Origin of the sequence: Achromobacter dolens (assembly GCF_902859745.1) — a bacterium.
Classification (GTDB): domain Bacteria; phylum Pseudomonadota; class Gammaproteobacteria; order Burkholderiales; family Burkholderiaceae_B; genus Achromobacter; species Achromobacter dolens.
Window position 1 is genome coordinate 44,013 of sequence record NZ_CADIJW010000030.1, and the last position, 26,985, is coordinate 70,997.

A 26,985-nucleotide genomic window follows, 5' to 3' on the forward strand; every position below is an offset into this window, starting at 1 on the left:
TGTCCGCGATTTTATGCCACCCCTGTTTACCCTGGGTCGTGAACGAACGCGCGCAGATGGGGGCGGGCGGTATGAATTCAAGAGCACAAACTTACATCCATTTGCGCGTCCGCTATAATCCGCCAGTTTCTTTGTGATTTCGAGTGGGAACGCGGGGGCCGCTCTATCTCCCCCTGCCTAACCCTGCCATCTAATAATTGCGCGTAGTCCTGTTGCAGTGACATCCGTGCCAACAGGCGACAAGGGCCCTCGCGCCGTGTTTCGAGGTAAGCATGAAGAAGTGGAGAGGGATACTGGGCGCTTGTGCGCTGCTGATTGGCAGCGCGGCCATTGCCCAGGTGCAAGACATGCCCGGCGGCCCGAAGGTCAATCAGCTGAACCTGCATGAGGGCGTTACGCAGATCACGCGTGATGTCATGTGGTTGCACTGGCTACTGCTCACGATCTGTATTGTGATTTTCGTGGGCGTCTTCGGAGTGATGTTCTACTCCATCTGGGCGCACCGGAAATCCCGCGGACACAAGGCCGCGACCTTCCACGAACACCTCGGCGTGGAAGTGGCCTGGACGGTCATCCCCTTCATCATCGTCATCGCCATGGCGCTGCCGGCCACCAAGACGGTCGTCGCCATGAAAGACACTTCCAGCGCCGACCTGACCATCAAGGTCACCGGCTACCAGTGGAAGTGGGGCTACGAATACCTCGACGGCCCCGCCGCTGGCGTCAAGTTCCTCGCCACCCTGTCCACGCCGCGCGCCCAGATCGAAGGCCGCGAGCCCAAGGGCCAGTTCTACCTGATGGAAACGGACAACCACATGGTGGTGCCCGTGGACAAGAAGGTGCGCGTCGTCCTGACCGCCGCCGACGTCATCCACTCCTGGATGATCCCGGACTTCGGCGTCAAGCAGGACGCGATCCCCGGTTTCCTGCGCGACGCCTGGTTCCGCGCCGAAAAGCCCGGTATCTACCGTGGCCAGTGCGCCGAACTGTGCGGCAAGGACCACGCCTTCATGCCCATCGTCGTGGAAGTCCTGGCGCAAGCGGACTACGATAAGTGGGTTGAGGACCAAAAGAAGAAGATGGCGGCAAACGCCGACGATCCCAATAAAGAGTGGACGGAAGCCGAACTGGTTGCCCGTGGCGAGAAGGTCTTCGCCGCCAATTGCGTGGCCTGTCACCAGGCCAACGGCAAGGGCATCCCGGGCAGCTTCCCCGCCCTCGATGGAGACAAGGTTGTGCTGGGCCCCAAAGCCGCCCAGATCAACACCGTGCTGAAGGGCAAGCCCGGCACCGCCATGGCGGCGTTCGGTCCCCAGCTCAATGATGTCGAGATCGCCGCGGTCATCAGCTATACGCGCCATGCCTGGAGCAACGCCGGCAAGGGGCAGGACCCGACAGTGATGCCGAAGGACGTGGCGGCCGCGCGTTGATCGCGCCCGCTTCCCAACGCAGAGCTGGTTCCGTTTAGTCAGAGATACCCTGCCGGTTCCGTGGAACGGAGCCGGCACTCAGCAGGAAGGAGTCCATCATGAGCAGCGTCACTGTAGACCACGTGTCGCCGGGCCACGGCCACGGTCACGATGACCACCACCACGCCACCCCCACCGGCTGGCGCCGCTGGCTTTTCGCCACCAACCACAAAGACATCGGGACGATGTATCTCATCTTCTCGTTCGTCATGCTGCTCGAAGGCGGCACGCTGGCGCTGCTGCTGCGTACCGAGCTGTTCGAGCCGGGCCTGCAGTTCTTCCGCCCCGAACTGTTCAACCAGTTCACCACCATGCACGGCCTGATCATGGTGTTCGGCGCCATCATGCCGGCGTTCGTGGGCTTCGCGAACTGGATGATCCCGATGCAGATCGGCGCGTCCGACATGGCGTTCGCCCGCATGAACAACTTCAGCTTCTGGCTGCTGCCGGTGGCCGCGATCATGCTGACGGCCTCGTTCTTCGTGCCGGGCGGCGCCACCGCCGCCGGCTGGACGCTGTACGCGCCGCTGTCGCTGCAGATGGGCCCGGGCATGGACCTGGCCATCTTCGCCATGCACATCATGGGCGCGTCCTCCATCATGGGCGCCATCAACATCATCGTGACCGTGCTGAACATGCGCGCGCCGGGCATGACGCTGATGAAGATGCCGCTGTTCTGCTGGACCTGGCTGATCACCGCGTTCCTGCTGCTGGCCGTGATGCCGGTGCTGGCCGCCGCCATCACCATGGTGCTGACCGACCGCCACTTCGGCACCGGCTTCTTCAACGCCGCCGCCGGCGGCGACCCGGTGCTGTACCAGCACGTGTTCTGGTTCTTCGGGCATCCCGAGGTCTACATCATGATCCTGCCGGCGTTCGGTATCGTGTCGGCCATCGTGCCCGCGTTCGCCCGCAAGAAGCTGTTCGGCTACGCCTCGATGGTGTATGCCACCGCCTCGATCGCCGTGCTGTCGTTCATCGTGTGGGCCCACCACATGTTCACGACGGGCATGCCGGTGACCGGCCAGCTCTACTTCATGTACGCCACCATGCTCATCTCCATCCCGACCGGGGTGAAGGTGTTCAACTGGGTCGCCACCATGTGGCGCGGCTCGATGACGTTCGAGACGCCGATGCTGTTCTCGATCGGCTTCATCTTCGTGTTCACCATGGGCGGCTTCACCGGCCTGATCCTCTCGGTGGCGCCGATCGACATCCAGGTGCACGACACGTATTACGTGGTGGCCCACTTCCACTATGTGCTGGTGGCCGGCTCGCTGTTCGCGCTGTTCGCCGGCACCTACTACTGGCTGCCCAAGTGGACCGGCCGCATGTACAGCGAAAAGCTGGGCAAGCTGCACTTCTGGTCGACGCTGATCTCGTTCAACGTGACCTTCTTTCCGATGCACTTCCTGGGCCTGGCCGGCATGCCGCGCCGTTACGCCGACTACGCCGCGCAGTTCACGACGTTCCACCAGATCGCCACCATCGGCGCGTTCTGGTTCGGCCTGTCGCAACTGATCTTCCTGTGGGCGGTGCTGCGCTGCTACATGGGCAAGGGCGAGAAGGCCACCGCCAAGCCGTGGGAAGGCGCCGAAGGCCTGGAATGGACGGTGCCGTCGCCCGCGCCGTTCCACACCTTCGAGACGCCGCCCGAAGTCAAGTGAGCGCCGATCCGAAACCCGCAACAGGCAGCATGGCCATGACCCCCGAGCAGCGCCGACGCAACAAGATCGCAGGACTGGTTCTGCTGGTATTCGTCATCGCCGTGTTCGCCTGGACCGTGTTCCGCGGTTCGGCGCTGCTGGCGGGCAAAGCCATCGGCGGCTAGCGAACCATGAGCGACGACCTGCGTGAATCCGCCCAGCGCAAGCTGAGTTTTCTTCAGACGATGAAGGCGGTGGCGTGGGGGTTTTTCGGCGTCCGCAAGGGCGCGGGCTACCGCGAGGACAGCGCCAGGCTCAATCCCGTGCACGTGATCGTGGCGGGACTGTTGGCGGCGGCGATCTTCGTGACCGTGCTGGTGTTAATTGTGCGTTGGGCGGTTTCCAGCCTGACTTGAATCACTTAATTCTATAAATCAGTACCAGGGAGAAAGCCATGAGTGCAAGCCACTCGGTTCAAGGTAAAGAGGCACCCTATTACTACGTGCCCGCCGATTCGGGTCATCCCGTGCGCACGGCGGTGGCGCTGCTGCTCATGGGCCTGGGCGCCGCCGGCTGGATCAACGGCGTGAGCTGGGCCAAGTGGTCGGTGCTGGTCGGCTTCATCGCGCTGATCGTGGTGCTGTACTACTGGTTCGGCGACGCCATCCAGGAATCCGAGGCCGGCATGAACAGCAAGCGCATCGACGGGTCGTACCGTTGGGGCATGAGCTGGTTCATCTTCTCGGAAGTGATGTTCTTCGCGGCGTTCTTCGGCGCCCTGTGGTACGTGCGCACCATCACCACGCCGTGGCTGGGCGACATGGACCACCGCCTGATGCTGTGGCCCGACTTCCAGGCGGTGTGGCCCAACTTCGGTCCGGCCGGCGTGGTCGAGCACTTCCAGACCGTGGGCCCCTTCTGGCTGCCGACGATCAACACCGCGCTGCTGCTGAGCTCGGGCGTGACGCTGACCATCGCCCACCACGCGCTGCGCGAGAACCATCGCGGCAAGACCATGTTCTGGCTGGCCGCCACGGTCATCCTGGGTTTCATCTTCGTGGCCTGCCAGGCCGCCGAATACCACCATGCGTACACCGAGCTGAACCTGAAGTTCAATTCGGGCGCCTACGGTTCGCTGTTCTATATGCTGACGGGCTTTCACGGCTTCCACGTGATCCTGGGCGCCACGATGCTGACGGTCATCCTGATCCGCCTGATGCGCGGCCATTTCCGGCCCGATCACCACTTCGGCTTCGAAGGCGCCGCCTGGTACTGGCACTTCGTGGACGTGGTGTGGCTGGGCCTGTACCTGTTCGTCTACTGGTTCTGAGGCGCGGGCCCGGCGCTGCCGGGCCGGCGGCTGGACGGGGCGAGGCTGGCGGGCCGCCGGGAAACCGGCGCCGCCGGCCTCGCCCTTCGCTCGATGGCGGTCCGTGTTCCAATAGGCGGCTGGACGCGCGCCGGGAACCGGCGGCCAGCGGGGCTATCTAAGCCCGGTGCTTTCGATCCAGCCCATGTGGTGGGCGAACAGCACGAACAGGAACAGCGCCACCGACAGGCCGATGCGCACCGTCAGCGCGTTGACCGTGCGGTTGGTGCTGCCTTTGTCCCGCATCAGGTAGACCAGGGCGGATGCCAGACTGGCCAGGATACCGATGAAGGCCAGTACGACGAAAACGCGCATGATGGTCTCCGGACAAAATCGATTGATTCAATACAGATGGCCCGACCGCATTCAACCCGCTACACGGTAGCCGCTTTGCTCCTGCTGGGGATCGCCGTGGTGATCCTGGCCTCGCTGGGCCAATGGCAACTGCGGCGGGCCGACGAGCGACGCGACATTCTGGCGGCTATCGAGGCCGGCCGCAAGCAAGCGCCGCTGGTGCTGGCGCCGTCGACCGCGCCGGCCGACCTGAAGCCGTGGCGCGTGGCGCAGGCCAGCGGCACCTGGCTGCCTGAATTCAGTGTACTGCTGGACAACCGCAACCACGATGGCAAGCCGGGCTACTGGCTGGCCACGCCGCTGCTGCTGGATGCGGAAAAGCGCACGGCGGTGCTGGTGCTGCGCGGCTGGCTGCCGCGGGTGATCCAGGGCCAGGGCGCCCCGGTGCTGCCCGTCGCGCCTGAAGGCGTACAGACCATCAAGGGCGAGCTGTCGCCGCGCGTGCCGCGCATGTTCGAGCTGTGGTCGCTGGGCGGCCAGGACGCCTCCAGCCTGCCTGCCACGCTGCCGGCCGCCGGTGGCGTCGTGCCGCAGGTGCAGAACCTGCCGCTGGAGGCCTACGCAAAGGCCACCGGACTGACCCTGCTGCCCACGGTGGTGAGCCAGTTCGGCCTGGGCGAGGACGACGGGCTGGTGCACGACTGGCCGCAGCCGTCGGTGAATTTCCAGCAGAACACGGTGTACGCCGTCGAGTGGTTTTCCTTCGCCTTGTTTGCCGCCATCGCCTGGCTGGTGGTGCTGGGGGGCGCCATCAAGCGCATGCGCCAGCGCGCGGCCGACGATCCGGCGGCCTGACCGCCTCTCCCGACAATAGAATCCATGACCCACGTGGCTCGCGACATGACTGCTTCCAAACCCGCCCGGCGCTCGCTGACGCCGATGGTGCTGGTGTTCCTGTGCACGCTGGCGCCTATCGTGGCGGCCTTCGTGGTCTACATGAACCCGCAATGGTGGCCGGCGGACGCCAGCAACTACGGCCAACTGGTGGAGCCGCAGCGGCCCGTGCCGGCGCCAGGGGCGCTCAAGCTGACCACGCTGGACGGCAAGCCGTTCGACCTGCAGAGCCTGAAGGGCAAGTGGCTGCTGGTCGCGGCCGACGGTGCAGCCTGCCCGGAAAGTTGCGCCCGCAAGCTCTACATCACCCGCAATACCCACGCCAGCCAGGGCAAGAACGTCGATCGCCTGGCGCGCGTCTGGTTCATCACCGACGATGGCCCGGTGCCGGACAAGGTGTTGGAGGCCTACCAGGGCACGATCATGCTGCGCGCCGATCCGGACCAGTTGGCGCGCTTCCTGCTGGCGCGCGATGCCGCGGCCGGACAGCCCGGCCTGGCGCAGCCGATCTGGGTGATCGACCCCCTGGGCAACCTGATGATGCAGTATCCCGCCGATGCCGACGGCGTGAAGGTGCGCAAGGACATCAGCAAGCTGGTCTATAACTCGCGCATCGGTTGAATCGGTATTTAGTTGATTTCCATGGAACGCATCAAAGCGCGGTATCGCAAACTCGTCTTCTTCACCTGGTTCCTGACGCTGGACCTGATCATGTTCGGCGCCTTCGTGCGCCTGACGGACTCGGGCCTGGGCTGCCCGGACTGGCCCGGCTGCTACGGCAGCGTCACGCCGCTGGGGGCGATGGGCGATATCCACGAGGCCTCGCAGGCCATGCCGTTCGGGCCGGTGACGCTGTCCAAGGCCTGGATCGAGATGATCCATCGCTATGTCGGCTCGATTCTGGGCATGTTGATCATCGGCATCGTCTACATGGCCTGGCGCTACCGCCGCGAACTGGGCCGCTCGCCGGCCCTGGCGGTGACGACGCTGGTGGCGGTGTGCGTGCAGGGTGCGTTCGGCGCCTGGACCGTGACCCACAAGCTCATGCCCGCCGTGGTCACGGCGCACCTGGTGTTCGGCCTGTCGGTGCTGGCGCTGATGACCTGGCTGTCGGCGCGTGAACGCCCGCACCATGCGGTGGCCGCCGCGGCGCGGCGCTTCAAACCGTGGGTGGTCGGCGGCTTCATCCTGCTGCTGATCCAGGTGACGCTGGGCGGCTGGGTCAGCACCAACTACGCGGCGCTGGCCTGCATGGATTTCCCCATGTGCCACGGCAAGTGGGTGCCGGACATGGACTTCCATGGCGGCTATTCCATCATCCGCGGGCTGGGCGAACTGCCGTCCGGCGAAATGATCTCGCAGCCGGCGCTGACGGCGATCCACTGGGTGCACCGCAATTTCGCCTTCGTCGTGTTTGCCTACCTGGGCGTGCTGGCCTGGCGCCTGCGGGCCGACCGCGGCCTGCGGGGACCGGCCACGCTCATGCTGGCGCTGCTGGGCGCGCAGTTGCTGACCGGCCTGACGACGATCTTCTTCCAGTGGCCTTTGTTGATCGCGGTGTTGCACAATGGTGGAGCCGCCGGCCTGACGCTGGCCGCGGTGGTCCTGATGGTGCGCCTGTCCACCGCGGGCGGGGCGCCGGCCGGGGGCTACGGCCCCAATTCGGTGCGCGTTTAAAATAGGGTGCATGATGACCAGTCTTGCCGCTCCCCAATCCGGATTGCTCCGCCAGTATTTCGTTCTCACCAAGCCGCGCGTCACCCAATTGGCGGTGTTCTGCGCGGTGATCGGCATGTTCCTGGCCGTGCCGGGCGTGCCGGACATGCGCCGCGTGCTGTTCGGCACGCTCGGCATCTGGCTGCTGGCGGCCGCCGCCTTCGCCATCAACTGCCTGATCGAGCAGGAAGTCGACGCCCGCATGCTGCGCACAGCGCGGCGCGCCACCGCGCGCGGCACCATTTCCGCGTTCCAGGTGCTGAGCCTGTCCGGCCTGCTGGGCGGCGCCGGCATGTTCGTGCTGTACACGCTGGTCAACCCCCTGACCATGTGGCTGACCTTCGCCACCTTCGTCGGCTACGCCGTCATCTACACCATCATCCTGAAGCCGCGCACGCCGCAGAACATCGTCATCGGCGGCCTGTCGGGCGCCATGCCGCCGGCGCTGGGCTGGGCGGCGGTGGCCGATTCCGTGCCGGCCGAGGCCTGGCTGCTGGTGCTGATCATCTTCATCTGGACGCCGCCGCATTTCTGGGCGCTGGCCCTGTATCGCAACCATGACTACGTCAAGGCCGGCCTGCCGATGCTGCCGGTGACGCATGGCCAGCAGTTCACGCGCCTGCAGATCCTGCTCTACAGCATCGCGCTGGTCGCCACCACGCTGCTGCCCACCGCGATCCGCATGAGCGGCGCGCTGTACCTGGCGTCGGCGCTGGTGCTGGGCGGCATGTTCGTGTCGTACGCCTGGCGGCTGTACCGCAACTACAGCGACGAGCTGGCGCGCAGCATGTTCCGTTTTTCCATTCTCTACCTGGCGCTGCTGTTCGGCGCCCTGCTGGTGGACCACTGGGTCGCGCTGATCTGACCCCCTGGAGATAAGTCGATGTCCGTATTTTCCGCCAGCCGGCGCCTGGCCCTGCGCCTGGCCACGGCCGCCGCTTTCACCGTCGCCCTGGCCGCCTGCGGCGACAACGCTCCGCAGTTCAAGGGCAGCGACATCAGCGGCACCCAACTGGGCCGCGGCCTGGAGCTGTCGGACTACAACGGCAAGACGCGCACGCTGCAGGACTTCGCCGGCAAGGCGGTGGTGGTGTTCTTCGGCTTCACGCAGTGCCCGGATGTCTGCCCGACCTCGCTGGCCGAGCTGACGGAGGTCATGAAAAAGCTGGGCCCGGACGCCGAGCGCGTCCAGGTGCTGTTGATCACGGTGGATCCCGAGCGCGACACGCCGGAAGTGCTCAAGCAATACGTAACCGCGTTCGACCCGCGTTTTCTGGGTTTGACCGGCACGCCCGACCAGGTGAAGAAGGCGGCGGCCTCGTTCAAGGCCTATTACGCCAAGGCGCCGACCAAGGACGGCAACTACACCATGGACCACACCGCGGCTTTCTACCTGCTGGACGGCAAGGGCGAATCGCGCGTGCTGGCCAACAACAACATCGGGGTCGACGCCCTGGTGCACGATATCCAGGCCCTGCTCAAGGGCTGATCCGGGACGCGCTTGCCTGGTCCGCCCTCAGGCGGTCCGCGGCGCACCGGCTGCTTATCCCAGGCCTGGCGCGTGCCGGCCGGCTTTACACGCCGCCCGCCGCCGTCCAGCCGGACAGCGCGGCACGGGCCTGGTCGCTGAGTTCGGCGGCGGGGATTTCGCGGCGGTGCGACATGATCATCAGGGCATAGGGGGCGGCCAGCGCGGCGGCTTCGGGGCACAGGCGTGATTCGTCGCCGGTCGACGGCGACACATTGCGCCAATAGTTGATGGCCGCTTCGATCTGAGGCAAGGTGATGGCATTCATGGTCCTATTGTCCACGAATGCCGCGGGCTGTGCACCCGCCCTGGCGCAGCAATGAAGCGTCACCATCGCAACATGCCGAAACCGCATCCGGGTGCTATACCACTGCCGGTTAGTAACGATGGAGCATCGTCATGAATTACCCCGTCCCAACCGAATCTTCCCGCCGCGGCCTGCATCCGCTGGTCGCGGCCGCCGCCATCGCGGTGATCGTCATGTGCTCGGTCGGTGTCGCCGCCGTGATGGGCTGGCTGCCGACGCCATCGGCCACGCCGCACGCCGAGGACCCGGCGCTCGCGCAGGCCGGACCCGAGGCCGCCAACCTGGCTCCGGCGCAGCCCGCGCCCGCCCAGCCGCAAGCCCCGGGCGCACGACCACAGGCCCAGGCCCAGGGCCGTCCCGCGCCGGCGCCCGCTCCCGCGCCGGCGGCACAGGCCTGCCGCACCTGCGGCGTGGTGGAAACCATTCGCCAGGTGCAGGTGCCGGTCAAGGACAATAGCGACCACCTGGTCGGCACGATCGCCGGCGGCGTCGCCGGGGGCGTGGTCGGCAACCAGTTCGGCGGCGGCAACGGCAAGACGGCGCTGACCGTGCTGGGCGCGGTGGGCGGCGCTTTGGCAGGCCGTGAAGTTGAGCGTAATATCAGGCAGCAACAAACGGTGACGCACTATGAGCTCACGGTTCGCATGAACGACGGCAGCACGCGGCAGTTCCGCAGCGCGCAACCGTTCGCGTTTGCGTCCGGCGACCATGTGCGCGTGGAGAATAATCAGCTGCTGCCGGGGTGACCAGTCAGGCCGGCGGCGCTTTGCGATCTATGGGAAGACAGGAATGAGCGACCAACACAGCAACCCGTTCGTCCTGCCCGGCATGGGCCAGAATTCCGACCTGTCGGGCAATCCGCTGCTGGCCAGCATGGAAATGATGCGCCAGGCCTGGGCCGGCCTGACCGGGCCGGGCGGGCTGGCGAGCAGCCTGCCGATGGCGCCGCCCATGAACCTGGAAGACCTGGACCGCCGTATCACCGAACTGCGCTCGGTCGAAAACTGGCTGCGCATGAACCTGTCGATGCTGTCCAGCACGATCCAGGGCATGGAAGTGCAGCGCTCCACCATCAGCACGTTGCGCGCCTTTGTCGACTCGGCCGCCAATCTGGACCTGGGCGCGGTGCGCGAAAGCGGCGCGGCGTCGCCGCTGGAAGTGGTGCTGGGCCTGAAACCCGCGCCGGTCGCCAGGAACACGTCGAAAGGCGCGTCGCAAGATGCCGCCGACGCCGCGAAGGCCGAGGCCAAGGCGTCCGAGGCCGAGGGCGGCGCGGCTGGCGCCCAGCCCGGCATGAGCGAGCAGATGGGCGCGGCGGCGCAATCGGCCTCCAAGGCCTGGTGGGATCTGCTGCAACAGCAGTTCAACCAGATCGCGGCGGCCACGGCCGCATCGATGCCGGGCAGCCAGCCGGCGCCCGAGGCCGACAAGTCCAAGGCCAAGCCGGGCGGCCCGCAAGCCGCGGCCGCCCCGGCGGCCAAGGCCGCCAAGACGGTCGCCAAGCCCGCTCGCAAGGCCGCGCGCAAGCCGGCGGCCAAGACGGCCACCAAGTCGGCCACCAAGAACAACGGGCCTGCCGACGGCAAGCCCTGATTTTTTCAATCCCGTCCCGGACCGCCGGATGGCGGTAGCGGGCGCATTCAAATACCGGAACCTATGCTTAATGTAGTGATTCTCGCCGCCGGACTCGGCAAGCGCATGCAGTCCGACCTGCCCAAGGTGCTGCATACCCTGGCCGGCAAACCGATGCTGGCACACGTGCTGGACAGCGCCCGCCAGCTCGAGCCGGCCCGCGTCATCGTGGTGGTCGGCCATGGCGCCGACCGCGTCAAGCAGGCTTTCGCGGGCCAGGACGATCTGCAATTCGCGTTGCAGCAGCCGCAGCAAGGCACCGGCCACGCGGTCCAGCAGGCCGTGCCGCTGCTGCGCGAAGGCGACGGCGAGGACGACGTGACGCTGGTGCTGTACGGCGACGTGCCGCTGGTGCAACCCGAGACGTTGCGCCGCCTGCTGCAGGCGCGTGGCGCCGGCGCCGCGGTGCTGACGGAAGTGCTGGCCGATTCCACCGGTTATGGACGAATCGTGCGCGACGCCGGCGGCAATGTCTGCCGTATCGTCGAGCACAAGGATGCCTCCGAAGCCGAGCGCGCCATCAAGGAAGTGAACACCGGCATCCTGGCCGCGCCGACTGCCCGGCTCAAGGACTGGCTCTCGCGCATCGACAACAACAATGCCCAGGGCGAGTACTACCTGACCGACGTGGTCGGCCTGGCCGTGGTCGATGGTGTGCCGGTGGGCGCGGCCCAGCCGGGCGCCTCGTGGGAGACGCTGGGCGTGAACAGCCGCGTGCAGCAGGCCGAACTGGAGCGCCGCTGGCAGGCCGAGCAGGCGCGTCGCCAGCTCGAGGCAGGCGTGACGCTGGCCGACCCCGCGCGTTTCGATGTGCGCGGCACGCTGACTTGCGGTCGTGATGTCTTCATCGACGTGGGCTGCGTGTTCGAGGGCCGCGTGACGCTGGCCGACGGGGTGCGCGTCGGCCCGCATTGCGTGCTGCGCGATGTGAGCATCGGCGCGGGCACGCAGATCGAGGCTTTCAGCCATCTGCAGCAGGCCCAGGTGGGCGGCGACGCGCGCATCGGCCCGTATGCGCGCCTGCGTCCGGGCGCCGAGCTGGGCGACCGCACCCATGTGGGCAACTTCGTCGAGATCAAGAAGAGCGTGCTGGGCGCCGACAGCAAGGCCAACCACCTCGCCTACATCGGCGATGCCGATATCGGCGCGCGCGTGAACGTGGGGGCGGGCACCATCACCTGCAACTACGACGGCGTCAACAAGCACCGCACCGTCATCGAGGACGACGCCTTCATCGGCTCGGATACGCAACTGGTGGCCCCGGTGCGCGTGGGCCGCGGCGCGACGCTGGGCGCTGGCACCACGCTGACCCGCGATGCGCCGGCCGAGAAACTGACGGTGTCGCGCGTCAAGCAGCTCACCATCGACGGTTGGCAACGGCCGGTCAAGAAGTCGTGACGCCGCCGGCGTCGCAAACCCCGGCCGGCGGCGCCAAGCCCGCCGCGCCGGACGGCCTGCCGGTCCCGCGCCGCTACTGGGCCGCGGCGACCGTCATGACAGGCATCAGCCTGTCAGTGCTGGACACCACCATCGCCAACGTCGCCCTGCCGACCATCGCGGCCGACCTGAACGCGTCACCGGCGCAGGCGGTGTGGGTGGTCAATGCCTACAACCTGGCGGTGGTGATGATGCTGCTGCCGCTGTCGGCGCTGGCCGAGCGCATCGGCTTTCGCCGCATGTTCACTTTCGGCTTGGTGCTGTTCACGCTGGCCTCGCTGGGCTGCGCGCTGGCCGGCTCGCTGGTGCAACTGACGGCGGCGCGGGTATTCCAGGGCGTGGGTGCCGCAACGCTGATGTGCCTGTTCGGCGGCCTGGTGCGCAATATCTATCCGCTCAAGATGCTGGGCCGCGGAATCAGCCTGAACGCCACCACGGTGGCGGTGATGTCGGTGCTGGGGCCGACCATCGGCTCGGCGATCCTGTCGGTGGCGCCTTGGCCGTGGATCTTCGCGGTCAATCTGCCGATCTGCGTGCTGGCCATGTTCGGCCTGCGCCATCTGCCTGAGGTGCCGCGCAACGACGTCAAGCTGGACTGGATCAGCGCCCTGCTCTGCATGGCAACGCTGGGCGTGTTCATCTCCGGCATCGACATGATGGGCCAGGACCTGCTGCGCGGCATCGGCCTGGTGGCGATCGCGGCCGTGGCCGGCCTGGTGCTGGTGCGCCGCGCCAGCCGCCAGCCCGCGCCGCTGGTGCCGGTCGACCTGCTGCGCATCCGGCCGCTGGCATTCGCGGTGGGCGCGTCGGCCTGCACCTTCGCGGCGCAGATGGCGTCGTATGTGTCGCTGCCGTTCTATTTCCAGCAGGTGCTGGGCCGGCCTTATCTCGAGGTCGGCCTGCTGATGGGCGCCTGGCCGGTGGGCACGGCGCTGATCGCGCCGGTGGCGGGCCGCCTGTCGGACCGTTACTCCGCCGCCACCCTGAGCGGCGTCGGCGCGGCCACCATGGTGGCGGGCATGCTGTGGCTGGCGGCGCTGCCGGCGGCCGTGGGCAACGTGCCGATCATTGCCGGCATGTTCGTGGCCGGCGTGGGCTTCGGCTTCTTCCAGACGCCCAACAACCGCGCCATGCTGTCGGCCGCGCCGCGCGCCCGCAGCGGCGCGGCAGGCGGCCTGCAAGCCACCACCCGGGTGTTCGGGCAGAGCTTCGGCACCGCGCTGGTGGCGATCGCCTTCAGCGTCAGCGCAGCGCACGGCCCCGGGCTGGCGCTGGTGCTGGGCACGATCTGCGCCGGCCTGGCGGTTGTCGTGAACACCGTGCGGTTCAGCAAGCTGCGGGCGCCGTCGGAACCATAGCGGCCGGGGCGGAGGCGGCGCGGGACCGCCGGCCGCCGCCAAACCCGTGGGCCGCACGGCTTCTATAATGGCGGCCGGCGCGGTGACGGTTCGTCCCGGCGCGACGATTACCTATTTTTAAGGCGTTCAGGCATGAAGATCACGGTCGTGGGTACCGGTTACGTAGGGTTGGTGTCGGGAGCGTGCCTGGCCGACATGGGCAACGACGTCATGTGCCTGGACGTGGACGCGGCCAAGATCGCCCTGCTGCGTCAGGGCGGGATCCCCATCTATGAGCCCGGCCTGGAAGACCTGGTGCGGCGCAACGTGCAGGCCGGCCGCCTGCATTTCACCGACGACGTGGCCCAGAGCGTGGCCTTCGGCGACGTGCAGTTCATCGCCGTCGGCACGCCGCCGGGCGAGGACGGCTCGGCCGACCTGAAGTACGTGTTGGCCGCGGCCCGCAACATCGCCCGCCACATGACCACCCGCAAGCTGATCGTGGACAAGTCCACCGTGCCGGTCGGCACCGCCGACAAGGTGCGCGCCGCGGTGGCCGAGGAATTGGCCAGGCGCGGCGTCGAGGTGCCGTTCAGCGTCGCCTCCAACCCGGAATTCCTGAAGGAAGGCGCTGCGATCAACGATTTCATGAGCCCGGACCGGGTCATCGTCGGCGCCGACGACGACTACACCATCGGCGTCATGCGCCGCATCTACGAGCCGTTCCAGCGCACCCACGATCGCCTGATGGTGATGGACGTGCGCTCGGCCGAGCTGACCAAGTACGCCGCCAACGCCATGCTGGCCACCCGCATCTCGTTCATGAACGAGATGGCCAACCTGGCCGAGGCGCTGGGCGCCGACATCGAGCAGGTGCGCCGCGGCATCGGCGCCGATCCGCGCATCGGCTATCACTTCCTCTATCCGGGCGCCGGCTATGGCGGTTCGTGTTTCCCCAAGGACGTGCAGGCGCTGGTCAACACCGCCGCCGAGAATGCGCTGCCGATGCGCGTCATCGAGGCGGCCGAGGCTGCCAACCACGCGCAGAAGTTCCGCCTGTCGGAGAAGCTGGTGGCCCGCTACGGCGAGGACCTGAGCGGCCGCAGGATCGCGCTGTGGGGCCTGTCTTTCAAGCCCAATACCGATGACATGCGCGAGGCGCCCAGCCTGACCGTGATCGCCGAGCTGACGCGCCGCGGCGCCACCGTGCGCGCCTACGATCCGGTGGCCATGCACGAGGCCGCCCGCGTCCTCGATGGCAAACCCGGCGTGAGCTTCGCCACCGACATGTACGATGCGCTGGACGGCGCCGACGCGCTGCTGATCGCCACCGAGTGGAAGGTCTTCCGCGCGCCTGACTTCGACCGCGTCAAGGCGCTGCTCAAGACGCCGCTGATCATCGACGGCCGCAATCTCTACACGCCGGCCGACGTGCGCGCGCAGGGCTTTGAGTACTCGGGCATCGGCCGCGCATGAAGATCCTGCAGCTCAACTTCGAAAAGGGTTGGCGCGGGGGCGAACGCCAGACGCTGTACTGCATGCGCGCGTTTCGCAACGCCGGCCACCAGGTCGAAGTGCTGTGCCGCGAAGGCGGCCCGCTGGCCGAGCGCGTGCGCCAGGAGGGCTTCGTGGCGCACACCGTCCGCAACGTGCCGGCGCAACTGGCGTTCCTGGCGCGCGCGGGCAGCGGCTACGACATCATCCACGCCCAGACCGCCAACACCATCACCTGGGCGGTGCTGACCAAGTGGCTGCACCGGCGCCCGGTGGCGTTTTCGCGCCGCACCTCGTTCGTGGTCAAGCCCAACGAGGAATGGAAGACCGGCTTCAAGTGGCGCCACACCGACCTGTTCGTGGCGATCAGCGACATGGCCGCGAGCGAGCCGCGGCGCCTGGGGCTGGACCCGGTCATCATCCGCAGCGCGGTCGAGCCGCACCAGATCAACCAGGAGAACGTCGCCGCGCTGGTGCGCGAGTTCGATCTGGAAGGCAAGAAGGTCATGGCCACGTCGGCCGCGCTGATCCGCGACAAGGACCCGGTGACGCTGGTGCGCGCGGTGGCCGAACTGGCCAGGACGCGGCGCGATTTCGTCTTCCTGCATTTCGGCGCCGGCGGCGACCGCGAACAGCAGGCGCGCGACGAGGCGCGCGCGCTGGGCGTCGAGGACGTCTACCGTTTCGCGGGCTTTCGCAAGGGCGTAGAGGATTTCTACAGCATCCTCGACGTGTTCGTCATGAGTTCCGAGGAAGAGGCGCTGGGCAGCAGCGTGCTGGACGCCTTCCTGCAGCGGGTGCCGGTGGTGTCCACTGACGCTGGCGGCTTGAAGGAAAGCCTGGCCGACGGGCGCGGCGTGCTGTGCGCGGTGGCCGATTTCCATGCCATGGCCCAGGGCATGGCGCGTTGCCTGGATGATGCCGCGTTCCGCCAGGAGATCACCGAGCGCGCGTATCAGTACGTGCGCGACGAGCACGACGTGCAGAAGATGGGCAATCGCTATCTGGCGCAGTTCGAGCGGCTGCTGGCGGCGCGCTAGCGGCGTCGCGGCCCGACCGCCCGGCTCCTATCCGCGCGGATCGATACGGGTCTCGAACTTGGCGCGGTGCACCGAGAAGAACGTGCGCACGTTGCGCACGTTGGCGTGCGCGGTGAAGGCGCGGTGCGCCAGCGCGTGATAGGCCGGCATGTCCTTGACCTGCGCGATCACCACGAAGTCCGGCCCCGGCGACACGCGGTAGCACTGCAGCACCGCCGGTTCCGCCAACATGATCTGTTCGAAGGCGTCCAGGCTTTCGGCCGCCTGCACGTCCAGCGTGATCTCGACGATGGCCGTCAGCGTGCTGCCCAGCTTCCCGGCCGCCAGGATGGCCACCTGGCGCGCGATCACGCCTTCTTCCACCAGGCGCCGCACCCGCCGCAGGCAGGTCGGCGGCGAGGCGTGCACGCGCGCGGCCAGCTCCTGGTTGGTCAGCGAGTTGTCGTCTTGCAACTGTTCCAGGATGCGCAGGTCCAGATCGTCCAATTCCGGCAGGGTCATCGGCTGGTTTTGCATGATTAATTCATGAATGGATTATTTATGAAATATTATTTAATCACAAATATGTAAGTGAATAAACTGTCAAATATGACCAGATAAAGAAATCAAATTTCTTGTCGGGACGCGCACAATGCGTTCCGTACTCGAACTTTCAGGAGTCTCTCCTATGTGCGGCATTGTTGGCGCCGTCGCCCAGCGCGACATCACCCCGATCCTGGTCGAAGGCCTGAAGCGGCTGGAATACCGCGGCTATGACTCCTGCGGCGTCGCCGTGTACGCCGACGGCCACCTGCGCCGCACGCGCAGCACCCAGCGCGTGGCCGAGCTGGCCGAGCAGGTCGCGCAGGACCATCTGCAAGGCTTCACCGGCATTGCCCACACCCGCTGGGCCACGCACGGCGTGCCGGCCACGCACAATGCTCATCCGCACTTCTCGCGCCTGGGCAACGACGAACCGCGCATCGCGCTGGTGCACAACGGCATCATCGAGAACCACGACGAACTGCGCGCCGAGCTGCAGGCCGTGGGCTACGTCTTCGAAAGCCAGACCGACACCGAAGTGATCGCGCACCTGGTCAACCATCTGTACGCCGGCGACCTGTTCGAGGCCGTGCAGAACGCCGTGCGCCGCCTGCACGGCGCCTACGCCATCGCCGTGTTCTGCCGCGACGAGCCGCACCGCGTGGTCGGCGCGCGGCAGGGTTCGCCGCTGGTGGTGGGCGTGGGCCAGAACGAGAATTTCCTGGCATCGGATGCGCTGGCGCTGGCCGGCACCACCGACCAGATCATCTACCTGGAAGACGGCGACGTCGTCGATCTGCAACTGGCGCGCGTCTGGATCGTGGACGCCAATGGCAAGGATGTGAAGCGCGAAGTGCACACGGTGCACGTGCATACGGGCGCGGCCGAGCTCGGCCCCTATCGCCACTACATGCAGAAAGAGATCTTCGAGCAGCCGCGCGCCGTCGGCGACACGCTGCAGGACATCGAGTCCATCACGCCCGAGCTGTTCGGCGATGACGCCTACAAGATCTTCAAGGACATCGATTCGCTCTTGATCCTGGCGTGCGGCACCAGCTATTACGCCGGCCTGACCGCCAAGTATTGGATCGAATCGATCGCCAAGATCCCCGTGGCCGTCGAAATCGCCAGCGAATACCGCTACCGCGACAGCGTGCCGAACCCGCGTTCGCTGGTCGTCACGATCTCCCAGTCGGGCGAAACCGCCGACACCCTGGCCGCGCTCAAGCACGCCCGCTCGCTGGGCATGGAAAACACGCTGACCATCTGCAACGTGTCCACCAGCGCCATGGTGCGCGAGTGCAAGCTGTCGTACATCACCCGCGCCGGCGTCGAAATCGGCGTGGCCTCGACCAAGGCCTTCACCACGCAGTTGACCGCGCTGTTCCTGCTGACGCTGGCGCTGGCGCAGGTGCGCGGCCGCCTCACCGACGAGCAGGAGGCCGAACACCTGAAGGCGCTGCGCCACCTGCCCGTGGCCATCGGTTCGGTGCTGGCGCTGGAACCGCAGATCATGGCCTGGGCCGACCGCTTTGCCTCGAAGGAAAACGCGCTGTTCCTGGGCCGCGGCATGCATTACCCGATCGCGCTGGAAGGCGCGCTCAAGCTCAAGGAAATCAGCTACATCCACGCCGAGGCCTACCCGGCCGGCGAACTCAAGCACGGCCCGCTGGCCCTGGTGACCGAGCACATGCCCGTTGTCACCATCGCGCCCAAGGACGAGCTGCTGGAAAAGCTGAAGTCCAACATGCAGGAAGTGCGCGCGCGCGGCGGCGAGCTGTACGTGTTCGCCGACGCCGACAGCAAGATCCAGAGCGCCGAAGGCATGCACGTGATCCGCATGCCCGAGCACTACGGCAAGCTGTCGCCGATCCTGCACACGGTGCCGCTGCAACTGCTGTCGTACCACACGGCCTGCGCCCGCGGCACCGATGTGGACAAGCCGCGCAACCTGGCCAAGAGCGTGACGGTGGAGTGATATCGCGGCGAGGACGCGGGGCCGCCGCCGTGGCGGCCCCTTTCCATTGCCGGTCGGCGCCGACCCGAGCCGGCCCCGGCGGCTAGTCGATAATCGGGACGTGCGCGGCGGCAGTTTTCGGCAAGTCGCCGCTCAACCTCGGATCTCTCTGCACTTCCACCCGGATTGCGTACGGTGTGAAGCCCGCTTTCATGTAGAAGCGCAGTGCCGAAGGATGGTCGTAGGTGCAGGTGTGGACCCACATCCGGGTGATGGGCCGCGCCCAGGCCAGTTCCACTGCCTTGCTCATCAGCGCGCGGCCCACGCCCCGGCCCGTGCAGTCCGCGGTGAGCCCCAGGAACGCCAACTCGCATTCCCCTTCCGTGCGGAAGTCCAACTCCAGAATGCCAACGTCCCCAAGTCCGTTCCGGACAATGTGGATGTCGACGTCGGGGTGCGCGAGGATGGCGGCCAACTCGCCGTCCTCCATGAAAAGGCGCGAAAACCACAGCCAGTCGGCCCCGACCTTGCGGAACAGCGCGCGGTAGGCATCCAGGCCGATTTCGGCAACCGGGGCCAGCTCGAAACCTTGGGGCAAGGAAGCGCCGGGCAAGTCGGGCCTGGACAGCATTTCGAGGTCGGTGACGACACTGGCAATGTGTCCGCGGGGGATGGCGGTGTAGCCGATGGGGATGGGCGAAGAGGCGGCGGTCATAGTCTGCTCGTTCAGTAACGGCAGCACTATGCCCTCGGGCGCGCGGCCCTGTCTTGAACGCTATTTCAGCCGTCGCGCCATTGGCCGGGCGGGACGCCGACGACGGCCCGGAACCTGCGCGTCAGGTGGGACTGGTCGGCAAATCCCAGGTCCAGCGCCACCGCCGCAATGTTCTCGCCTTGGGCGATTCTCTTGCGCGCTTCGGCAACCCGTTGGTTCCAGCGCCACGCCAGCGGGGGCATGCCATAGACCCTGGAAAAGGCCCGAACGAGCTGCACGGGCGTCATCCCCGCCGATGCCGCCAGGTCCGTCAGCGTCGGCAAGGCAGGGTCGTCGCGCAGGCGGTCGGCGATGCCGCCGATGGACGCCGGCACGTGCCTGGATGTCGCGGGTCCGCCCGATCCCGCCATCTGCAACAGTTCGTCGAAAACGTGGACCAGCCCTTCCTGCGCCACGCTCTCGGGCGTGTTCCGGTTCAGCGCTGACAGGATGGCGCCGCGCAGCCTGGCTGCAATGCCTGGCGCTTGCAGCAGGGGCTTGTCGAAAACGGTTTCCGGGTTGATGCCGAGCAGGACCGGGAGGGCGGCCGGGTCCACATACATGCTCGCGAATTGCCACGACTCACTGATGACATGGGAGCTTTGGACCTGCGCCGGGTTGTAGAGCGTGACGTCACCCTCGGCGGCGTCGAAGCATTTCCTGTCGAGCGTGATTTTTTCCCAGCCCCGCACATTGACGCTGATCACGAATTCGTCGTGGAAATGGGGCGCAAAGCCGCGCGTGCCGTCCGCGATGTGCGCGACCTCGATACCGGTGAATTGACGGCGATTGAACGACCCCATGACGGCCATGTTAGCGCGACGCCCTGGCGCGCCGCGCGGCCGGACGTTGCCCTGCCGGACCATGTCCCGCTGGCATGGGGGCGCCCGGCCTCGGCCGCAGCATGAGCGGAACTAATGATTTGATCCAAATAAAATCATTTTTATTCATGGAAGGCGCAACATAAAATACGGCTCCAATATTGAAAGTGTCAAGACTGCCAAATCAAAAATCCGAAGAAATTTGGAAATAAATGACGGCGGAAAATAGACGCGAGCTTTTTGTCAGAAATTTGAGCGCCGGATCAGAATGAGTAAAGAGTTTACATTTGCCATCAAGAGCATTTGTTTCGATGAGGATTATCGTCCCGCGGACAATACGCGAATCACGACCAACTTCGCCAATTTGGCCCGGGGGGAGAGCCGTCAGGAGAATCTGCGCAATACGCTCAGGATGATCGACAATCGCTTCAACGCCTTGGCGCACTGGGATAATCCCAAGGGCGATCGCTATTCCGTAAAGCTCGAGATCATTTCCGTCGAATTGAATATCGAAGGCCAAAGCAGCGGTAACGGCCTGCCGCTGATCGAAGTGCTGAAGACGAGCATTTTCGACCGGCATACCAATGAACGCTTCGAGGGCATCGTAGGCAATAACTTTTCCTCGTACGTGCGGGATTACGACTTCAGCGTGCTGCTGCTGGAGCACAACAAGAATACGACCGCCTTCAGCACGCCGGAGAATTTTGGCGACCTGCACGGCAAGCTCTTCAAGAGCTTCGTGAATTCGAGCACCTATAAGGAAAACTTCCACAAGGCGCCCGTCATCTGCCTGAGCGTTTCGAGCAGCAAGGTCTATCAGCGCACCGAAAACCAGCATCCCGTGCTGGGCGTCGAATACCTGCAGGACGAGTATTCGTTGACGGACGAGTATTTCAAGAAAATGGGCATGAAGGTGCGCTACTTCATGCCGCCCAACAGCGCCGCGCCGCTGGCGTTCTATTTCACCGGCGATCTGCTGGGCGATTACACCAATCTCGAGCTGATCAGCACCATCAGCACGATGGATACCTTCCAGAAGATCTATCGGCCCGAGATCTACAACGCCAACTCGGCTGCCGGGAAGTCCTACCAGCCGAGCCTGAAGCACCAGGATTATTCCCTGACCCGCATTGTCTACGATCGGGAAGAGCGTAGCCGGCTGGCTGTCGAGCAGGGCAAGTTCGTCGAGGAAAACTTCATCAAGCCGTATCAGACGGTTCTTGAGCAGTGGTCCGCGGCCACCCCACATTGATTAATAAAGAGCATCAGGTCTTATTGTGAAAAAACTGCTTCCCACCTCCACCGCCGGCAGCCTGCCCAAACCTTCCTGGCTGGCAGAGCCCGAGACCCTGTGGTCGCCCTGGAAATTGCAGGATGGCGGACTGATCGAGGGCAAACAGGATGCCCTGCGCCTGTCGCTGCAGGAACAGCAGCACGCGGGCATCGACATCGTCAGCGATGGCGAACAGACGCGCCAGCATTTCGTGACGACGTTCATCGAGCACCTGGACGGCGTCGATTTCGAGAACCGCAAGACCGTCCGTATCCGCGACCGCTATGACGCGAGCGTGCCGACGGTGGTGGGCGCGGTGGCGCGCAAGAAACCGGTCTTCGTCGAGGATGCCAAGTTCCTGCGCCAGCAGACCAAGCAGCCGATCAAGTGGGCCCTGCCCGGTCCGATGACGATGATCGACACGCTGTATGACGATCACTACAAGAGCCGCGAGAAGCTGGCTTGGGAATTCGCCACGATCCTCAACCAGGAAGCCAAGGAGCTGGAAGCGGCCGGCGTCGACATCATCCAGTTCGACGAGCCCGCCTTCAATGTCTTTTTCGACGAGGTCAATGACTGGGGCGTCGCCACGCTGGAACGGGCCATCGAAGGGCTGAAGTGCGAAACCGCCGTCCACATCTGCTATGGCTACGGCATCAAGGCCAATACGGATTGGAAGAAGACGCTGGGTTCGGAATGGCGGCAATACGAGGAAGCCTTCCCCAAGCTGCAGAAGTCCAATATCGACATCGTTTCGCTGGAGTGCCACAACTCCCACGTGCCGATGGAGCTCATTGAGCTGATTCGCGGCAAGAAGGTGATGGTGGGCGCCATTGACGTGGCGAGCAATACCATCGAGACGCCCGAGGAAGTGGCCAACACCTTGCGCAAGGCGCTGCAGTTCGTGGACGCCGACAAGCTCTATCCGTGCACCAACTGCGGCATGGCTCCGCTGTCGCGTGCGATCGCGCGCGCCAAGCTGAGCTCGCTGAGCGCAGGCGCGGAGATCGTCCGCAACGAACTCTCGAACTGATTTCGAGACGGGAAATGGCCGTCGCAAGCTGCTTGCGACGGACCTGCCCGCAAGGCCTTACATAGCATTCGCGCTGCACCCAGTCGCCAGTTTTGGCAGTCCCTACCATGTCACTCCCCAGTCCCGCCATCGAGCCGTTGCGCTTTCGTGAAGCGCTCGGGCACTACGCGTCCGGTATCACGGTGGTCACCACCCACATCGATGGCGAGCCGATCGGCTTTACCTGCCAGTCGTTCCACAGCGTGTCGATGAGCCCGCCGCTGGTGTCGTTCAGCGTGATGTCCAATTCGGCCAGTTATCCCAAGATCCGCCAGGCGGGCCGCTTCGCCGTGAACATCCTGTCGGATGCGCAAGTCGAGGTGTCCAACCAGTTCGCCCGGCGTGGCACAGACAAGTGGCGCGGCATCGACTGGAAGGAATCGCCGCTGGGCAATCCGCTCATTGCCGGCAGCCTGCACTGGATCGATTGCGAGATCCACGCGGAATACGCCGCCGGTGACCACGTGATCGTGATTGGCGAAGTGAAGGCGCTGAATCTGCAGGAAGCGGCGGCCACGCAGCCATTGCTGTATTTCAAAGGGCAATATCGCAACATCGCCGCGCACGGCGCGGCTTGAGCGCCAATCGCCGCTGGCCGAATCCGTTGCGGCGCGAGGTGGCGCGGCGCCCCTGAACGACTTGGTATCGAGCTGTCTTGAGTGCATTGAAACAGGCGTTGAACGCGAGACGCTTCGCCTGCGTGCTGGAGATCATTCCTCAACAGTCTCCCGCGCGCCGGGCCGCGCTCGAGCGTATCGTGCAACGCGGGCACTTGGCCGGCTGGCCGTTGCTGCCTGCCTTCGCCGACCGCGTCGGCCTGCATTCCGACCTGAGCCCCCTGCAGGGGGCCGGGGCGCTGGGCGATCCGGCTTCATCGCTGTTGCATTTCTCGGGCAAGGATCGCGCGCGCGCCGACCTGCTGGGCCAGATGGACGCGATGCAGGCGCGGGGCCTGTCGCAACTGCTGCTGCTCAGTGGCGACCGCCTGCCTGGCCATGATCCGGGACGGGCGCCCGTGCGCTATCTGGAGTCGGTGCCCGCGCTGCAGATTGCCCGCGAGCACGGCCCGGACTGGCTGCTGGGCGCGGCGTTGAACCCGTTCAAATACCGTGAGGAAGAAGGCGCCGCGCAGTACCTGAAGGCGCAGAAGAAACTGCTGGCCGGCGCGGATTTCCTGACCCTGCAACTGGGCTTCGACGCCGCCAAGCATCTCGAAGCCCAGGCCTGGATGCGCGCCCAGGGCCGCGTCAAACCCATGCTGGCCTGTGTGATGCGGCTGACCCACAGGCGCGCGGCGGCGTTGCAGGATGTGCCCGGCATCGTCATCACCGACGCCATGCGCGAATTGCTGGGCAGGGAGCAAGAGATTTCGCCCGCCGATGCCAGCGCGCGCAGCCTCGAGCGGCTGGCGCTGCAGATCGTGGGTCTGCAATGGATGGGTTATGCCGGTGTGCATCTGTCCGGAGTGCACACGCTGGACGAATTGTTGTTGCTGGAGCAGGCGATCGCCGAGCAACGGGATGCGGTGGCCTCGCTGTCCGACTGGATGGATCGATGGCAGGCGAGTTGGCGGATGCCCGGGATGCCCCAGACAGGCTTCGCCCCTGGCATTGACGCGTGGGAGCTGGGGCAGTCCGATGTCGCGGCCACTCCCGGGGAGCGTTTGCGCTATACGCTGCTTTCCACGGTGCATGAACAGCTCTTCGATCGCACGGGATGGCTCGGCAGCGCCTTTGGCTGGAGTGTGACGCGGCCGTTCTGGAAGACCGGCGTGGCGGCGCGGGCGCTGCTCGCGGTCGAACGGACATTCAAGCGGCCGCTGGTGGGTTGTGACACCTGTGGCACCTGCCGCTTGCAGGACACACTCTACGTCTGCCCCGAGACCTGTCCCAAAGGCCTGGCGAACGGCCCCTGCGGCGGCACCCGGCTCAATCGATGCGAATTCGGCGACCGGGAATGCGTGCACAGCGTCAAGTATCGGATCGCCAAGTCCGCGGATCGGTTGCCTGCGCTGGCGCAGACGTTGATTCCCTGTATCGAGGCGGGCGACCGGCATCGCAGCTCGTGGCCCGAATGGTTCAAGCCGGAGGATCCGACGCGGGGCAATGATTGCCAATCGTTGCCAAAGTCTGGTTGATACCTCGACGCTCCCTCAGAATGCACCACGCCTTGGCGTTTGCCTGCCTGTTGCCTGACGTGGAGCCCATCCCATGCGTATCGAGACGATTTCCAGATTGGCCGTGCTGGCCGCCGTTACCGTGCTGGCGGGCTGCGCGCAACCCGTGTCGACCCGCGAAGTCGCGCTCAATGCCGATGCCTACACCGCGCGCACCCTGTTGCCCGATGCCCTGCCGCCCGCGGTGCGGGCCAGGCTGCCGGCGGCGGGCACGCAGCCCATGGGGTTTCGCGCCTTGCGCATGACGGGCACCCAGCATACCGTCGGCATCGACCACGTCGCGGTGGACAGCGAGTACGAATTGACGTTCCACAATGATCGCGACGACGGCACGTTGCGCAGTATCTATATCGGCAAGCTCAATGGCCTGCCGGTCAACTACGTGTTGGCGCTCAACTATCGCAGCCTGGCGCTGCTGATCCATCAGGCCGGCGGATTCAAGGCCGCGCAGGTGCCGCCGCGCTGGATGGCGCGCGACATCCAGCAATGGCCGGGCGATGTGTTGGCCAATCCGCCGGAAAATGCCCGGTTCACGCTCGAGAGCGAGGGCGGATGGGAAGGGCGGCGAACCGGGCCCAGGCAAACGCTCGCCTGCGCCAGCGGCACGGATTATCCCGCGAATCAAGTGCATGAGCGAATTCCCGGGCAAGCCATCGATTTGGATTGCGTGGAGACCAATGAAAGCGGTTTGTCGGTGCGCAAGCTGCGCTATGCCTTCCTGCGTCAGCTTGGAGTCGCGCTGGTCGTCGAGAGCACGACGCCCAGGGCCAGGACGACGACGACCATCGATACGCTACGGATGGAATGATTGCCGCGCCGGATGCCGCGCGGCCCGAACACGCCCGAAGCCGTGTTCGTCGCCTTGGGCATGGCGGACGAGCTCTACAACCCCAGCGATCTGGACCGCGCCTATCGGCGGGACGATCCGCGCTGCTTTCCGTTGATCACCGCCTGTGGCGATATCGAGTTCCACTTCGTTGTGACCACCGCCGGTGGGGTGGAGGTGGGGTTCGAGCATGACGACCCGGACGCGCACGATTCGCAGGCGCGCCTGCGGTGGTTCTGCTGGACGCGATGATGTCGTGGGGCGCGCCGGATCATGAAGGCGCGGGCGTGTAACCGGGTTCTTATTTGACGGTCTTTCCGTTCTTATCAATGACCTGCCAGTTTCCGCCCGACCACCAGCGATGCTCGCCATCGCTTTCTTCCTTGCAGCCGAAGCCCACGCTGGCCCTGCCGTCCTTGAACGGAAAGGCGCAGTCGTAGACGGGGGCGACGACGATGGCGCCGGTTTCTTCGTCGGCATAGCCGATCTTGCCGTTCAGGCGGATGCGGTAGCGCCCGTCCTGTGGATAGTCAGGCCCGTTGTCGAACAGGTAGACCTGGTAGGGTTCGCGCAATTGCACGTCGGCGACACGGAATCCGCCGGCCTGTTTATCGAGATAGATGCAGTAGCGGAATGGATTGCTGGCAAGGAAGCACTCGTCTATCCATTCGGGTTCCAGCGACCGCTGCTTCAGGGTGGCACGGGCCTGTGCGGCGGTGTCATCGAGGTCTGCTTGGGCCATGGCCGGAAGCGGCAGGGCCAGCAGGATGAGCAGGAGCGGGCGGATGAGGGACATCGCGGTGGGTGGCGGCGGCCGCCATGGCAAGAGGGACGGAGCGTCATCATAGGCCGTTTGCCGCGGGGTGCGCGCCGCCGGGGCGCAATGTCAGGGGGCGACCGCGGGCGCCGCGAGTGGCGGTATTCCGCCGGCCGCTCAGGCCGACGCCGTCATGCCGCCGCCGGCCTCCATGCTGGCGGCGCCCACGCCGCCACTGTCCAGGCCGGCGCCGGTCGGGCCGCCGCCTTCGATCGCATGGGCCGATTTTTCGGCGTCGGCCAGGGCGTCCTGCACCTCGGCGACCTGTTTCTGGGTGGCCTTGTCCTGCATGCGCAGCTTGCTCTTGAGCATGGCGAGCAGTTCCTTCATGGCGCGGATGGCGTCGCGCACCGCCTGGGCATCGTCCTGGCGGCGCTTCTGCTCGACCTGCCGTTCCTGGCGGGATTCGGCGGCGGACGTCGACTTGTCGTCGTCGCCGCTGGCGGCATTGGGTTTGTCTTGCTCGCCGGGCACCGAGACGTCCTTGGCGGCGTCGCGCGGCGCCGGGGGCGCGGCTTGCGCCGCGGGGGCGGGATCCGCCGCTTCGGCCGTGTCGGCGGCGGTCGCGACGGCGGTGTCGCTGGCGGCGGCATAGGCCGCCACG

At 65.9% G+C, this 26,985-nt stretch carries 30 protein-coding genes; 23 read left to right on the forward strand and 7 right to left on the reverse strand.

The genetic code is table 11. The features are described 5' to 3' along the window. Positions 1–272 precede the first annotated feature (272 nt). The 5 genes from coxB to HV783_RS19355 all read left to right on the forward strand — a co-directional run bounded on the left by coxB (position 273) and on the right by HV783_RS19355 (position 4,445). Positions 273–1,430 carry a cytochrome c oxidase subunit II gene (gene coxB / locus HV783_RS19340; protein ID WP_049070634.1) on the forward strand — a complete coding sequence of 386 codons (1,158 nt, stop codon included), beginning with the start codon at positions 273–275 and terminating at the stop codon, positions 1,428–1,430. Between the two features lie 98 nt (positions 1,431–1,528). Then, the gene (gene ctaD / locus HV783_RS19345) at positions 1,529–3,136 is read left to right on the forward strand and encodes a cytochrome c oxidase subunit I (protein WP_049070636.1); all 1,608 of its coding nucleotides are present in this window, start codon (positions 1,529–1,531) and stop codon (positions 3,134–3,136) included. Positions 3,137–3,171: 35 nt separating this feature from the next. Beyond that, complete coding sequence (locus tag HV783_RS29365) at positions 3,172–3,300, forward strand: cytochrome oxidase small assembly protein (protein WP_020925592.1); 129 nt, start codon at positions 3,172–3,174, stop codon at positions 3,298–3,300. Positions 3,301–3,306: 6 nt separating this feature from the next. Then, on the forward strand, positions 3,307–3,531 hold the full coding sequence (locus HV783_RS19350) for a DUF2970 domain-containing protein (protein WP_006392371.1): 225 nt from the start codon (positions 3,307–3,309) through the stop codon (positions 3,529–3,531). Between the two features lie 38 nt (positions 3,532–3,569). Further along, positions 3,570–4,445: a cytochrome c oxidase subunit 3 gene (locus HV783_RS19355; RefSeq protein ID WP_026383359.1), complete on the forward strand. Its 876-nt coding sequence runs from the start codon at positions 3,570–3,572 to the stop codon at positions 4,443–4,445. A gap of 153 nt (positions 4,446–4,598) precedes the next feature. Here the strand turns inward: HV783_RS19355 and HV783_RS19360 are convergent, their stop codons facing one another. Next, positions 4,599–4,799, reverse strand: a complete 201-nt coding sequence (locus HV783_RS19360) for a twin transmembrane helix small protein (protein WP_006392373.1) — start codon at positions 4,797–4,799, stop codon at positions 4,599–4,601. Positions 4,800–4,835: 36 nt separating this feature from the next. Between HV783_RS19360 and HV783_RS19365 the strand changes: the two genes are divergently transcribed. From HV783_RS19365 to HV783_RS19385, 5 genes are read left to right on the forward strand one after another with little or no spacing between them, the layout of a single operon-like run. Continuing rightward, complete coding sequence (locus HV783_RS19365; RefSeq protein WP_175189704.1) at positions 4,836–5,633, forward strand: SURF1 family protein; 798 nt, start codon at positions 4,836–4,838, stop codon at positions 5,631–5,633. A 45-nt stretch (positions 5,634–5,678) separates the two neighbouring features. After that, on the forward strand, positions 5,679–6,293 hold the full coding sequence (locus HV783_RS19370; protein ID WP_231132921.1) for an SCO family protein: 615 nt from the start codon (positions 5,679–5,681) through the stop codon (positions 6,291–6,293). A gap of 21 nt (positions 6,294–6,314) precedes the next feature. Further along, positions 6,315–7,349, forward strand: coding sequence for a COX15/CtaA family protein (locus HV783_RS19375; RefSeq protein ID WP_054503709.1), 1,035 nt, complete (start codon positions 6,315–6,317; stop codon positions 7,347–7,349). Between the two features lie 13 nt (positions 7,350–7,362). After that, positions 7,363–8,253 (forward strand): heme o synthase, encoded by an 891-nt coding sequence (gene cyoE / locus HV783_RS19380; RefSeq protein WP_006392377.1) that lies wholly within the window; start codon positions 7,363–7,365, stop codon positions 8,251–8,253. An 18-nt stretch (positions 8,254–8,271) separates the two neighbouring features. Further along, complete coding sequence (locus HV783_RS19385; protein ID WP_006388101.1) at positions 8,272–8,877, forward strand: SCO family protein; 606 nt, start codon at positions 8,272–8,274, stop codon at positions 8,875–8,877. Positions 8,878–8,962: 85 nt separating this feature from the next. On the opposite strand, the gene HV783_RS19390 is transcribed toward HV783_RS19385, so the two are convergent. Continuing rightward, positions 8,963–9,184 carry a DUF3717 domain-containing protein gene (locus HV783_RS19390; RefSeq protein WP_054503707.1) on the reverse strand — a complete coding sequence of 74 codons (222 nt, stop codon included), beginning with the start codon at positions 9,182–9,184 and terminating at the stop codon, positions 8,963–8,965. A 131-nt stretch (positions 9,185–9,315) separates the two neighbouring features. Between HV783_RS19390 and HV783_RS19395 the strand changes: the two genes are divergently transcribed. The 6 genes from HV783_RS19395 to HV783_RS19420 all read left to right on the forward strand — a co-directional run bounded on the left by HV783_RS19395 (position 9,316) and on the right by HV783_RS19420 (position 16,163). Further along, the gene (locus HV783_RS19395) at positions 9,316–9,969 is read left to right on the forward strand and encodes an outer membrane lipoprotein (RefSeq protein ID WP_175189705.1); all 654 of its coding nucleotides are present in this window, start codon (positions 9,316–9,318) and stop codon (positions 9,967–9,969) included. Positions 9,970–10,012: 43 nt separating this feature from the next. Further along, positions 10,013–10,816 (forward strand): PhaM family polyhydroxyalkanoate granule multifunctional regulatory protein, encoded by an 804-nt coding sequence (locus HV783_RS19400; protein WP_175189706.1) that lies wholly within the window; start codon positions 10,013–10,015, stop codon positions 10,814–10,816. Positions 10,817–10,879: 63 nt separating this feature from the next. Next, positions 10,880–12,253 (forward strand): bifunctional UDP-N-acetylglucosamine diphosphorylase/glucosamine-1-phosphate N-acetyltransferase GlmU, encoded by a 1,374-nt coding sequence (gene glmU, locus HV783_RS19405; RefSeq protein WP_175189707.1) that lies wholly within the window; start codon positions 10,880–10,882, stop codon positions 12,251–12,253. After that, positions 12,250–13,650 (forward strand): MFS transporter, encoded by a 1,401-nt coding sequence (locus tag HV783_RS19410; protein WP_054503703.1) that lies wholly within the window; start codon positions 12,250–12,252, stop codon positions 13,648–13,650. The genes glmU and HV783_RS19410 overlap by 4 nt, the downstream gene beginning before the upstream one ends. 132 nt (positions 13,651–13,782) lie before the next feature. Then, positions 13,783–15,105 (forward strand): UDP-glucose dehydrogenase family protein, encoded by a 1,323-nt coding sequence (locus HV783_RS19415; protein WP_054503702.1) that lies wholly within the window; start codon positions 13,783–13,785, stop codon positions 15,103–15,105. Then, positions 15,102–16,163 carry a glycosyltransferase family 4 protein gene (locus HV783_RS19420; RefSeq protein ID WP_175189708.1) on the forward strand — a complete coding sequence of 354 codons (1,062 nt, stop codon included), beginning with the start codon at positions 15,102–15,104 and terminating at the stop codon, positions 16,161–16,163. Before HV783_RS19415 ends, HV783_RS19420 begins: the two co-directional genes overlap by 4 nt. Positions 16,164–16,190: 27 nt before the next feature. Here the strand turns inward: HV783_RS19420 and HV783_RS19425 are convergent, their stop codons facing one another. Next, positions 16,191–16,679, reverse strand: coding sequence for an Lrp/AsnC family transcriptional regulator (locus tag HV783_RS19425; RefSeq protein ID WP_175189709.1), 489 nt, complete (start codon positions 16,677–16,679; stop codon positions 16,191–16,193). Positions 16,680–16,830: 151 nt separating this feature from the next. On the opposite strand from HV783_RS19425, the gene glmS reads away from it, so the two are divergent. Continuing rightward, positions 16,831–18,663, forward strand: coding sequence for a glutamine--fructose-6-phosphate transaminase (isomerizing) (gene glmS, locus HV783_RS19430; protein WP_064524576.1), 1,833 nt, complete (start codon positions 16,831–16,833; stop codon positions 18,661–18,663). Between the two features lie 82 nt (positions 18,664–18,745). Here glmS and HV783_RS19435 read toward each other — a convergent pair whose 3' ends face one another. Together HV783_RS19435 and HV783_RS19440 are read right to left on the reverse strand one after the other, a co-directional pair. Continuing rightward, positions 18,746–19,357 carry a GNAT family N-acetyltransferase gene (locus tag HV783_RS19435; RefSeq protein ID WP_049070667.1) on the reverse strand — a complete coding sequence of 204 codons (612 nt, stop codon included), beginning with the start codon at positions 19,355–19,357 and terminating at the stop codon, positions 18,746–18,748. A 65-nt stretch (positions 19,358–19,422) separates the two neighbouring features. Next, a complete protein-coding gene (locus HV783_RS19440; protein WP_175189710.1) occupies positions 19,423–20,208 on the reverse strand; it encodes an AraC family transcriptional regulator in 786 nt (261 codons plus the stop codon). A gap of 277 nt (positions 20,209–20,485) precedes the next feature. Between HV783_RS19440 and HV783_RS19445 the strand changes: the two genes are divergently transcribed. From HV783_RS19445 to HV783_RS19470, 6 genes are all read left to right on the forward strand, one after another. Beyond that, positions 20,486–21,469 carry a DUF1852 domain-containing protein gene (locus HV783_RS19445; RefSeq protein WP_054503697.1) on the forward strand — a complete coding sequence of 328 codons (984 nt, stop codon included), beginning with the start codon at positions 20,486–20,488 and terminating at the stop codon, positions 21,467–21,469. 25 nt (positions 21,470–21,494) lie between these two features. After that, positions 21,495–22,523 (forward strand): methionine synthase, encoded by a 1,029-nt coding sequence (locus tag HV783_RS19450; protein ID WP_175143653.1) that lies wholly within the window; start codon positions 21,495–21,497, stop codon positions 22,521–22,523. Between the two features lie 107 nt (positions 22,524–22,630). Continuing rightward, entirely contained in the window at positions 22,631–23,140 is a 510-nt protein-coding gene (locus tag HV783_RS19455) for a flavin reductase family protein (protein WP_054503695.1), read from the forward strand. 77 nt (positions 23,141–23,217) lie between these two features. Then, positions 23,218–24,699 carry a methylenetetrahydrofolate reductase C-terminal domain-containing protein gene (locus HV783_RS19460; protein ID WP_054503694.1) on the forward strand — a complete coding sequence of 494 codons (1,482 nt, stop codon included), beginning with the start codon at positions 23,218–23,220 and terminating at the stop codon, positions 24,697–24,699. Between the two features lie 73 nt (positions 24,700–24,772). Beyond that, the gene (locus HV783_RS19465) at positions 24,773–25,546 is read left to right on the forward strand and encodes a hypothetical protein (protein WP_175189711.1); all 774 of its coding nucleotides are present in this window, start codon (positions 24,773–24,775) and stop codon (positions 25,544–25,546) included. Next, positions 25,547–25,816: a hypothetical protein gene (locus HV783_RS19470; protein WP_175167256.1), complete on the forward strand. Its 270-nt coding sequence runs from the start codon at positions 25,547–25,549 to the stop codon at positions 25,814–25,816. It abuts the gene before it with no gap. Positions 25,817–25,865: 49 nt separating this feature from the next. On the opposite strand, the gene HV783_RS19475 is transcribed toward HV783_RS19470, so the two are convergent. Beyond that, positions 25,866–26,360: a WG repeat-containing protein gene (locus HV783_RS19475; protein WP_254603961.1), complete on the reverse strand. Its 495-nt coding sequence runs from the start codon at positions 26,358–26,360 to the stop codon at positions 25,866–25,868. A gap of 138 nt (positions 26,361–26,498) precedes the next feature. Then, positions 26,499–26,985, reverse strand: a 487-nt coding sequence (locus HV783_RS19480) for a hypothetical protein (RefSeq protein ID WP_175189712.1), incomplete at its 5' end; no start/stop codon positions are given.

What these genes read in the sequence shown, in the direction of transcription:
- coxB (WP_049070634.1), top strand. Translation starts at nt 273, where the DNA reads ATGAAGAAGTGGAGAGGGATACTGGGCGCTTGTGCGCTGCTGATTGGC.
- ctaD (WP_049070636.1), top strand. Translation starts at nt 1,529, where the DNA reads ATGAGCAGCGTCACTGTAGACCACGTGTCGCCGGGCCACGGCCACGGT.
- HV783_RS29365 (WP_020925592.1), top strand. Translation starts at nt 3,172, where the DNA reads ATGACCCCCGAGCAGCGCCGACGCAACAAGATCGCAGGACTGGTTCTG.
- HV783_RS19350 (WP_006392371.1), top strand. Translation starts at nt 3,307, where the DNA reads ATGAGCGACGACCTGCGTGAATCCGCCCAGCGCAAGCTGAGTTTTCTT.
- HV783_RS19355 (WP_026383359.1), top strand. Translation starts at nt 3,570, where the DNA reads ATGAGTGCAAGCCACTCGGTTCAAGGTAAAGAGGCACCCTATTACTAC.
- HV783_RS19360 (WP_006392373.1), bottom strand. Translation starts at nt 4,799, where the DNA reads ATGCGCGTTTTCGTCGTACTGGCCTTCATCGGTATCCTGGCCAGTCTG.
- HV783_RS19365 (WP_175189704.1), top strand. Translation starts at nt 4,836, where the DNA reads ATGGCCCGACCGCATTCAACCCGCTACACGGTAGCCGCTTTGCTCCTG.
- HV783_RS19370 (WP_231132921.1), top strand. Translation starts at nt 5,679, where the DNA reads ATGACTGCTTCCAAACCCGCCCGGCGCTCGCTGACGCCGATGGTGCTG.
- HV783_RS19375 (WP_054503709.1), top strand. Translation starts at nt 6,315, where the DNA reads ATGGAACGCATCAAAGCGCGGTATCGCAAACTCGTCTTCTTCACCTGG.
- cyoE (WP_006392377.1), top strand. Translation starts at nt 7,363, where the DNA reads ATGACCAGTCTTGCCGCTCCCCAATCCGGATTGCTCCGCCAGTATTTC.
- HV783_RS19385 (WP_006388101.1), top strand. Translation starts at nt 8,272, where the DNA reads ATGTCCGTATTTTCCGCCAGCCGGCGCCTGGCCCTGCGCCTGGCCACG.
- HV783_RS19390 (WP_054503707.1), bottom strand. Translation starts at nt 9,184, where the DNA reads ATGAATGCCATCACCTTGCCTCAGATCGAAGCGGCCATCAACTATTGG.
- HV783_RS19395 (WP_175189705.1), top strand. Translation starts at nt 9,316, where the DNA reads ATGAATTACCCCGTCCCAACCGAATCTTCCCGCCGCGGCCTGCATCCG.
- HV783_RS19400 (WP_175189706.1), top strand. Translation starts at nt 10,013, where the DNA reads ATGAGCGACCAACACAGCAACCCGTTCGTCCTGCCCGGCATGGGCCAG.
- glmU (WP_175189707.1), top strand. Translation starts at nt 10,880, where the DNA reads ATGCTTAATGTAGTGATTCTCGCCGCCGGACTCGGCAAGCGCATGCAG.
- HV783_RS19415 (WP_054503702.1), top strand. Translation starts at nt 13,783, where the DNA reads ATGAAGATCACGGTCGTGGGTACCGGTTACGTAGGGTTGGTGTCGGGA.
- HV783_RS19420 (WP_175189708.1), top strand. Translation starts at nt 15,102, where the DNA reads ATGAAGATCCTGCAGCTCAACTTCGAAAAGGGTTGGCGCGGGGGCGAA.
- HV783_RS19425 (WP_175189709.1), bottom strand. Translation starts at nt 16,679, where the DNA reads ATGCAAAACCAGCCGATGACCCTGCCGGAATTGGACGATCTGGACCTG.
- glmS (WP_064524576.1), top strand. Translation starts at nt 16,831, where the DNA reads ATGTGCGGCATTGTTGGCGCCGTCGCCCAGCGCGACATCACCCCGATC.
- HV783_RS19435 (WP_049070667.1), bottom strand. Translation starts at nt 19,357, where the DNA reads ATGACCGCCGCCTCTTCGCCCATCCCCATCGGCTACACCGCCATCCCC.
- HV783_RS19440 (WP_175189710.1), bottom strand. Translation starts at nt 20,208, where the DNA reads ATGGCCGTCATGGGGTCGTTCAATCGCCGTCAATTCACCGGTATCGAG.
- HV783_RS19445 (WP_054503697.1), top strand. Translation starts at nt 20,486, where the DNA reads ATGAGTAAAGAGTTTACATTTGCCATCAAGAGCATTTGTTTCGATGAG.
- HV783_RS19455 (WP_054503695.1), top strand. Translation starts at nt 22,631, where the DNA reads ATGTCACTCCCCAGTCCCGCCATCGAGCCGTTGCGCTTTCGTGAAGCG.
- HV783_RS19465 (WP_175189711.1), top strand. Translation starts at nt 24,773, where the DNA reads ATGCGTATCGAGACGATTTCCAGATTGGCCGTGCTGGCCGCCGTTACC.
- HV783_RS19475 (WP_254603961.1), bottom strand. Translation starts at nt 26,360, where the DNA reads ATGTCCCTCATCCGCCCGCTCCTGCTCATCCTGCTGGCCCTGCCGCTT.